At 77.1% G+C, this 7,725-nt stretch carries 6 protein-coding genes; all 6 read left to right on the top strand.

The window, feature by feature from the left end; genetic code table 11:
• Positions 1–378: 378 nt before the first annotated feature.
• The 6 genes from ACFVYK_RS32240 to ACFVYK_RS32215 all read left to right on the top strand — a co-directional run bounded on the left by ACFVYK_RS32240 (position 379) and on the right by ACFVYK_RS32215 (position 7,716).
• Positions 379–1,977: a phage tail sheath subtilisin-like domain-containing protein gene (locus ACFVYK_RS32240; RefSeq protein WP_389780123.1), complete on the top strand. Its 1,599-nt coding sequence runs from the start codon at positions 379–381 to the stop codon at positions 1,975–1,977.
• A 75-nt stretch (positions 1,978–2,052) separates the two neighbouring features.
• Positions 2,053–2,496 carry a phage tail protein gene (locus tag ACFVYK_RS32235; RefSeq protein WP_069774061.1) on the top strand — a complete coding sequence of 148 codons (444 nt, stop codon included), beginning with the start codon at positions 2,053–2,055 and terminating at the stop codon, positions 2,494–2,496.
• Positions 2,496–2,981: a hypothetical protein gene (locus ACFVYK_RS32230; RefSeq protein WP_389780121.1), complete on the top strand. Its 486-nt coding sequence runs from the start codon at positions 2,496–2,498 to the stop codon at positions 2,979–2,981. Before ACFVYK_RS32235 ends, ACFVYK_RS32230 begins: the two co-directional genes overlap by 1 nt.
• The gene (locus ACFVYK_RS32225; RefSeq protein WP_167467653.1) at positions 2,978–3,136 is read left to right on the top strand and encodes a DUF6760 family protein; all 159 of its coding nucleotides are present in this window, start codon (positions 2,978–2,980) and stop codon (positions 3,134–3,136) included. The genes ACFVYK_RS32230 and ACFVYK_RS32225 overlap by 4 nt, the downstream gene beginning before the upstream one ends.
• Positions 3,137–6,055: 2,919 nt before the next feature.
• Complete coding sequence (locus ACFVYK_RS32220) at positions 6,056–7,186, top strand: hypothetical protein (RefSeq protein WP_389780119.1); 1,131 nt, start codon at positions 6,056–6,058, stop codon at positions 7,184–7,186.
• A gap of 104 nt (positions 7,187–7,290) precedes the next feature.
• The gene (locus ACFVYK_RS32215) at positions 7,291–7,716 is read left to right on the top strand and encodes a phage tail protein (protein ID WP_389780117.1); all 426 of its coding nucleotides are present in this window, start codon (positions 7,291–7,293) and stop codon (positions 7,714–7,716) included.
• The last annotated feature ends 9 nt before the right edge of the window (positions 7,717–7,725 follow it).

Genomic DNA, 7,725 nt, shown 5'->3' with positions numbered 1-7,725 from the left:
AAGCGGTACTCGTCGACCACGTCGCCGGTGTTGCGCACACGCAGCCGCACGGTCGCCCTGCTGCCGGGGTCGACGGTGGCGGAAGAAGGTTCCAGGGAAGTCCACAGGCTCACGCGCCGACGCTACGGGGAGGGCCGGGCCGACGTCAGAGGCGGGAGGGCAGGCCGCCGTGCCCGACGGGACCGGCCGGCTGCCCAGGAGTCCCTTCCGGCCGCCGAAGCCCGCGGTCGGCGTCCCTACCGGGCGGGCGCGGCGGCACGGCCTGCCCGTGGGGGCAGGCGGGGTGCCCCCGGGTGTGCACCGAGGGCCGTTTCGGGATACGCGCTTCGCGCGTGACGGTGAAAGACGTCCTGACGCGTACCCCGAGGAGAGCACAGCATGCCGTCCTACCTGTCGCCCGGCGTATACGTCGAGGAGGTGGCCAGCGGCTCCCGCCCGATCGAAGGGGTGGGCACCTCGGTGGCGGCCTTCGTCGGGCTCGCCCCGACCGGCCCGCTCAACGAGCCGACGCTGGTGACCAACTGGACCCAGTACGTGGCGGCCTTCGGTGACTTCACCGACGGCTACTACCTGGCGCACTCCGTCTACGGGTTCTTCAACAACGGCGGCTCGGCGGCATACGTCGTCCGCGTGGGCGGTTCCCCGGCGGGAGCCGCCGGCGACGCCAAGTCCCCGGCCGCCCTCGCCGGTTCCGGTTCGGCGGCCGCGCCCGCCGCGCTGCCGGCCGGCGAGCCCAAGCAGCTCGGCACCTTCACGGTGACGGCCGTCGCGGCGGGCGAGAGCGGCGGCCCGCTGAGCGTCGAGGTCGCCGACGCCGAGGGCGAGGGCCCCGCCGAGCGCTTCAAGCTGATCGTCAAGGACGGGGACAAGCCCGTCGAGACCTTCGACGTCAGCGCCAAGAAGGGCAACCGCTCCTACGTCGTCACGCAGGTCAAGGAGCGCTCGCGGCTGATCACCGTGGCCGAGGCCGCGCCCGCCGCGCAGCTGGCCCGGCCGGAGAACCAGACGGTCGCCCTGCCGGCCGCGCCCTCCGCCGCACCCGCCGTGCCGACGGAGGAGACCGCCCCGGTCGGCCCCGCGCAGTACCTGGGCGACAGCTCCGACCGCACCGGCTTCGGCGGCCTGGAGGCCGTCGACGAGGTGTCCATGGTCGCGGTCCCCGACCTGATGGCCGCCTACCAGCGCGGCGCGATCGACCTGGAGTCCGTCAAGGCCGTCCAGCTCGGCCTCATCGCGCACTGCGAGCTGATGGGCGACCGCGTCGCGATCATCGACCCGCCGCCGGGCCTCAACGCACGTCAGATCCGCGTCTGGCGCCAGGAGACGGCCGGCTACGACTCCAAGTACGCAGCGCTTTACTACCCGTGGATCAAGTCCTTCGACCCGTCCGCCGGCCAGGCCCGGCTGATCCCGCCGAGCGGCCACGTGGCCGGCGTGTGGGCCCGCAACGACTCCGAGCGCGGCGTCCACAAGGCCCCCGCCAACGAGGTCGTGCGCGGGGCGGTGGACCTGGAGATCCAGATCACCCGCGGCGAGCAGGACCTGCTCAACCCGATCGGCGTCAACTGCATCCGCGCGTTCCCCGGCCGCGGCATCCGCATCTGGGGCGCCCGCACCCTCTCCTCCGACCCGGCCTGGCGCTACCTCAACGTCCGCCGGTACTTCAACTACCTGGAGGAGTCGATCCTGATCGGCACCCAGTGGGTGGTGTTCGAGCCGAACGACCACGCCCTGTGGGCCCGGATCCGGCGCAACGTCTCGGCGTTCCTGGTCAACGAATGGCGCGCGGGCGCGCTGTTCGGCGCCCGCCCCGAGGAGGCGTTCTACGTCAAGTGCGACGAGGAGTCCAACCCGCCGGAGTCGGTCGACCTCGGCCGGGTGGTCTGTGAGATCGGCATCGCGCCCGTCAAGCCCGCCGAGTTCGTGATCTTCCGCCTGGCCCAGTTCCAGAGCGGGAGCGGCGAGTTGGAGGAGTAGCGGCGCGGGCCGCCGCCCCACCCTCCGGACCCGTATCCCTCGCCCCGCAGTCAACTCCCGTAGAAGGAAAGCCAGATGAGTCTCCAGCCGGGTGACGCCCTCACTTCACACAATTTCGGCCTGCAGATCGACGGCGTCATGGTCGAGTACCTCGCCGAGGTCAGCGGCCTCAGCATCGAGCAGGACGTCATCGAGTACCAGCAGGTGTCCGCGCAGGGCAAGCCGGTCACCAAGAAGCTGCCCGGCGTGAAGAAGGCCGGCACCTGCACGGTCGTGCGCGGCATGACCCAGTCCGCGGCGTTCAACCAGTGGATCACCGAGTCGATCAACGGCGTGATGGGCACCGCCCGCAAGAACGCCACGATCATGGTGATGGACTACATGAACAACCCGGTCAAGCGGTACAACATGCGCAACGCCTGGTGCAGCAAGATCGACACCAGCACGGTCAAGGCGGGCGAGGCGTCCGCGCTCACCGAGACCGTGACGATCACGTTCGAAGAACTGGTCATCGAGTAATGCGGCGTACGGCTGTCCGGGCGGCGGCGGCGAGCGGGGAGCCGCAGGAGGCGCTCCCGGCCACCGCCGTGCCCGAACCCGCACCGGCCGCGGCCCCCGCCCCGGCGGCGTACCGGCTGCAGACGGAGTTCCCCTTCGAGCTGCCGCGCGGCTACGTCGACGAGGCGGGCACGGTGCACCGCGACGGCGTGATGCGGCTGGCGACGGCACGGGACGAACTGGTCCCGCTCCGCGACATCCGCGTCCAGGAGAACCCGGCGTACCTGTCGGTGGTCCTGCTCGGCCGGGTCATCACCCGCCTCGGCACGCTGCCGCTCGTCCACGACGGCATCGTGGAGAACATGTTCGCCTCCGACCTGGCGTTCCTCCAGGACTTCTACCGCCAGGTCAACGCCGAGGGGCACACCCGCGCCTCGGTGCGCTGCCCGCACTGCTCGGAGCCCTTCGAGGTGGAACTCGGCGGGAGCCGCCTGGGGGAATCGTGACGTACGCGACCGACCGGCTGCACGAGGAGATCGCGTACGTCGCCTACCACTTCCACTGGAGCCAGGACGACATCCTCGACCTGGAACACCACGACCGGCGCCGTTACGCCGACCAGATCGCGTCCCTGGTGACCCGGGGCGGGGCGGAGGGCTGAGGCATGGGGTTCCTGGATCGACTGCGCGGTGGACGCGGGGAGCGCGGCGAGCGCACCGGCAGCGGGAACACGGCGGGCGTGGAGCACGGCCGTGGCGACGCGGGCGCGCCGACGACGACGGGCGCCCACGGAACCGCGCCCGCCGTCGGGTCCGCCGTCGGGTCCGGACCCGAGTCCGGATCCGGTGCCGCCGCAGGTTCGGCGGGGCGGGGCGGTCCGGCGGGGCAGGGCGGTGCGGCGGGGCAGGGCGGTCCGGGTACGCGCGTCGTCCCTGCCGCCTGGTCCTCGCTCCCGCCCATCCAGCGGACCGCGGCCGTCGGCCCGTCGGGCGTCGCCGACGCCGGCTTCGGCGGCCGGCTGGCCACCTGGCAGAACCCCTCGTTCACGGGCGTCCGCTCCCACGCGGTGCTGGACGCGGCCCCCGGCGGCCTGATGAGCAACCTCCGGGCGACCCCGGCCACGGCCGCGGAGGCGGAGGCGGAGCCCGAGCGGTCCGCCGCGCCGCCCCGGGCGATCCCCCTGCAACGCGCGCTCCCGTCGACGCCGGCGCTGTCGCCGACCCCGGCCTCTGCCCCCCTGTCGGCTGCGGCTCCGGACCGGCTCGGCTCGGCCGGCGCGGCGGGCTCGTCCTCCCCGAACGCGCCGTCCCCGGCCGGGTCCTCGTCGGCCGGGTCCTCGTCGGTGGCGTCCGCGCGACCGTCCGCCCCGACGCCTCCTTCCCTCCCCGGCATGCCCGTGGTCGCCGCCCGCCCGGCGGAGGCGTCCCGTCCCGCTCCCGCCGCGCCGGCGCGGGGCATCCGGGTGGCCCCGGCGGCCCCTCCGGCGGCGAAGATGCCGGCCCCGTTGACGAGGTCGACGTCCGCGCCGGTCCAGCGACGGACGCTGCCCGCCCGGCCCGCGCCCACCTCACCGTCCACCGACCCCGGCCCAGCGCAGTCCTCGGGCCGGGGCACGGGCGCGGGCACGGCCACCGGCGGCGAAGGCCCGACGACCGCCGAGGAACCGGCGCCGGGCCCGCGAGCGGTCAGGGCCGCGGACCCCGCGGGGACGGTCAGCACAGCCGACTCGCCCACTCCGACGGGCAGTACGCCCCCCGCGCCCCTCGCACCCGCGAGCGCCGAGACCCGGCCGACGGCGGTCCAGCGGGCGGCGGCCCCGCTGTCCCCGCCTGCACCTGTGCCTGTGCCTGCGCCTGCACCTGGGCCTGCGCGGGTCCCCGCTCCCGCACCCGTTGCCCCTTCCGTACCTGAGGACGACTCCGCGTCCGTCCAGCGCCAGGTCGCAGTTCAGCGGGCGGCCGACCAGGGCGCGGCGACCGCCCCCGGCACCGGCGCGGGAGCCGGCCCTACGAGCACGGGCGCCGGCGCGGGAGCCGGCCCTACGAGCACGGGCGCCGGCGCGGGCCGACCGGTCGTGGCACGACGCCCAGTGGACGACCGGCACGAAGCCGCAGCGACAGCCACAGCGGGAGCCACGGAGGCTGCCACAGGGTCAGCCAGAGGCGCAGCGCCCAGCAGCTCCCGTGCGGGCGGGGAGACCGCGTCCGCCCGCCCGCCGGTGGAGATCCAGCGGGCGGCGAGCCGGCGGGAAGCCGTCCCACCCGGTGACTCCGGTGACTCCGATGCGGGGAACGGTCCCGGGTCCGCCCGGCAACCGGTCGAGATCCAGCGGGCGGCGAGTCCGCGCCGACCCGGCGCGCACGACGACTCCGCGGCGGGAGACAGCCCTACGCCTGTCCGCGCGCCTGTCGGCCCCGACCGACCCGGGACGGCCTCGCCCAGCGGCGCAGGCCCGGGAGGCGGCGGCCCCGCACCCGCCCCGCGGCCCGCCGCTCCCCACGGCTCCCCTACCGGCGCCGGCCCGGCCACGCCCGTCCCGCCCCGCGGAGGCACAACGCCCGTCCAGCGAGCGGTGCGGGGCGCGGGCGTCGACGTCGGTACCGCCTCCGGTTCCTCGGCGGCGAGCAGTGCCGCGCCCGCCGTGAGGACCGGCTCCGCCCCTCCCGCCCCGGCGGCCCCGGACGCCCCGCGAGGGACGGCGAGGCCTGCCGCGGCTCCCGCCGGTCCGGGCGCGGCGACGGCTCCGTCCGTCGGCGCGCACGACGTGCAGCGGGCGGTCGCGGGACGTACGGCGGCGGCGAGCCAGGGCCCGGGCCCGTCACCGACGCCCGCGCCCGCACCCACGCCCCTGCCCCTGCCCACGCCCGCCCACGGCCCCACCCCGTCGTCCCCCGCGCCCGGTCCGTCCGCCGTGTCCGCCCCGCGCACCGGCGCGGCGGCCCTGCCTGCCCCGGTGAGCGGACGCGCCATCCCGGCCGCCGGTCCCGCGCCTCATGCCGACGCCACCCCGGCCGCCGGTCCCGCGCCCCGTGCCGGCGCCGGTCCGGTCCGGAGCGGCTTCACCCCGCCCTCGACCTCGGCCTCGACCTCGACCTCGCCCGCGAGCGGCAGCGGTCCCGCGACGCCCCTCGGCCTACAGCGCGCGACGACGCCTGCCGTCCCGACGCCCGCATCGTCGTCGAACGGTCCCGCATCGTCGCCGGGCGGGCCCCTCCGGCCCCCGGCCGCCGCGGGCAGCCCGGCTGCCGCGCGCCCGGGTCCGGTCCCTCCACCGCCCTCCCCCGCGCGTCCCGCCGCCACCGCGCCTGCGCCCCGCGCCGGTTCAGCGACCACCGCCGCAGCCGCGCCCGCGCCAAGCGTTCAGCGGGCCGCGGTCGGGGCCACCCCGCCCCGGCGTCGGGCGGGCCTCGGGGCACCGACGAACGTCCCCGCGCCCCTCCCCCCGACCCCGATCGCTGCCGCCGCCCCGGCCCCCCGGACGTTCCCGGCCCCCGGGATCCCCGCCGCGCCCGCTGCCGCCGACGCCCCCGGTCCGCGGACGGAGCCGATCCAGCGCGCGTCCAGCGCTCTCGGCGCCCCCGTGCAGCGCAGCGCCCCGCCGACCCCCGCCGTGCAGCCCGCGCCTCCCGCGCCCGCGCGCCCCCTGCTGGGCGCCCCGCTCGCCGTCCGCCCCGCCGACGCCCGGCCGCTCGAAGCGCCGACCGGCATTCCCGTCACGCCGCCGGGCGCCCCGCGGGCGACGACCGGCCCCGCGCCTGTTCCCCCGGTCGTGCAGCGCTCGACAGCGGCACCCGGCGCGCCGCACCCCACGGTCTCGGCGAACCCGTTCGCGCCCGCACCCGCCCCGGGGCCGCCCGTCGGCGCCCCGTCCCTCCCGACGCCGCTGCCCGACCGGACGGCGTCGGCCACCGCCCCGGCCGACGCCGCCGGTTCGCCCCCTCCCTCCGTGCGCCCCCCGGCCGACGCCGCCGGTTCGCTCCCTCCCTCCGTGCGCCCCCCGGCCGTGCGCCCCACGCCGACGGCCGCCCGCTCGTCGGCGCCCGCGTCCGCGCCCCCGGTGCGCGCGTCCACGCCGCCCGTGCAGCGCCGCGCGGTCCCTGCCACGCCGCCGGGACCGGTCCCGCTGCGCCGCACCGCGCCGGGCGGCCCTTCCGGTCACCCCGTCGCCCGCCCGTATCCCACCCCCGGCGCCACCCCCGCATCGTCCCCGCCCACGGCCCCGGTCGCTCCCGCGCCCCCCGCCGTCCAGCGCCGCACGCCGCTCCCCGGGCCGGTCACCCCGGCGGGCTCCCCGGCGGTTCCGCCCCTGTCCGCCCCCACGCCCCTGCCCATGTCCCTCGCCACGCCCCCGCCGCTGCCGTTGCCGGCGCCGACGCCGGTTCCGCCGTCCGTCCCCGTCGTCCAGCGCGCCGTCACCCCGCCCCCGCCCGTGCCGCACCTGGCGCCCGGGCCGAGCAGGGGCGCCTCGACGTCGGCGGCGTCGTCGGCGAGGGCGCCCCGGCCGGACGCCGAGCCGTCGTCCGGTGCGGCACGGGGGACGCCGGGTCCGGTGCGGGCCGAAGCGCGGCCCGGATTCGATCCGCGGGACCTCACCGACTTCCAGCTCGACGAGCTGACGCACCGCCTGACCGGTCGCATCACCCGTCTGCTGCGCACCGAACTGCGGCTCGACCGCGAGCGGATCGGCAGGCTCCGCGACCCCCGCCACTGACTCCGCCCCCGCGACCGACTCCACCACCGCCCCGCGACGCCCGGCCGAACCGCCCCCGCCCCGCCCCGTCCCGCACGCCCTCTCCCGGAAAGGCCAGGCCCCCGATGCCCTCCGATCTCGACCCGGGCTCCACCGTCTTCTTCACCCTGACCATCGACGGCGAGAGCCTCGGCTTCTTCAACGGGTGCGAGGGTCTCTCGTCCCAGGTGGAGATCGAGCACCGTCAGGAGGGCGGCAACAACGGGTTCGTCTGGCAGCTGCCCTCGCGGGTGACGTTCTCCACGATCCGGCTGACCCGCCCGCTCACCCCGGACACCACCAAGGTCGCCAAGTGGATCTCCTCGATCACCACCGGGGTGACCCGCCCGACCGCCCAGATCGCGGCGCTGCGCGCGGACGGTTCGGAGGTCGCCCGGTGGGGCCTGATCGACGTGCTGCCGGTGAGCTGGCAGGGGCCCTCCCTCAATCCGGAGAGCCCGGGCGTGGCCACGGAGGTCCTGGAGATCACCCACCACGGCTTCACCGACTAGCAGAACACC

The sequence above is a fragment of the Streptomyces sp. NPDC058291 genome (assembly GCF_042880855.1).
Lineage (GTDB): Bacteria > Actinomycetota > Actinomycetes > Streptomycetales > Streptomycetaceae > Streptomyces.
This window is presented reverse-complemented; position numbering and strand designations above follow the sequence as displayed.

What these genes read in the sequence shown, in the direction of transcription:
- ACFVYK_RS32230 (WP_389780121.1), top strand. Translation starts at nt 2,496, where the DNA reads ATGCGGCGTACGGCTGTCCGGGCGGCGGCGGCGAGCGGGGAGCCGCAG.
- ACFVYK_RS32215 (WP_389780117.1), top strand. Translation starts at nt 7,291, where the DNA reads ATGCCCTCCGATCTCGACCCGGGCTCCACCGTCTTCTTCACCCTGACC.
- ACFVYK_RS32240 (WP_389780123.1), top strand. Translation starts at nt 379, where the DNA reads ATGCCGTCCTACCTGTCGCCCGGCGTATACGTCGAGGAGGTGGCCAGC.
- ACFVYK_RS32235 (WP_069774061.1), top strand. Translation starts at nt 2,053, where the DNA reads ATGAGTCTCCAGCCGGGTGACGCCCTCACTTCACACAATTTCGGCCTG.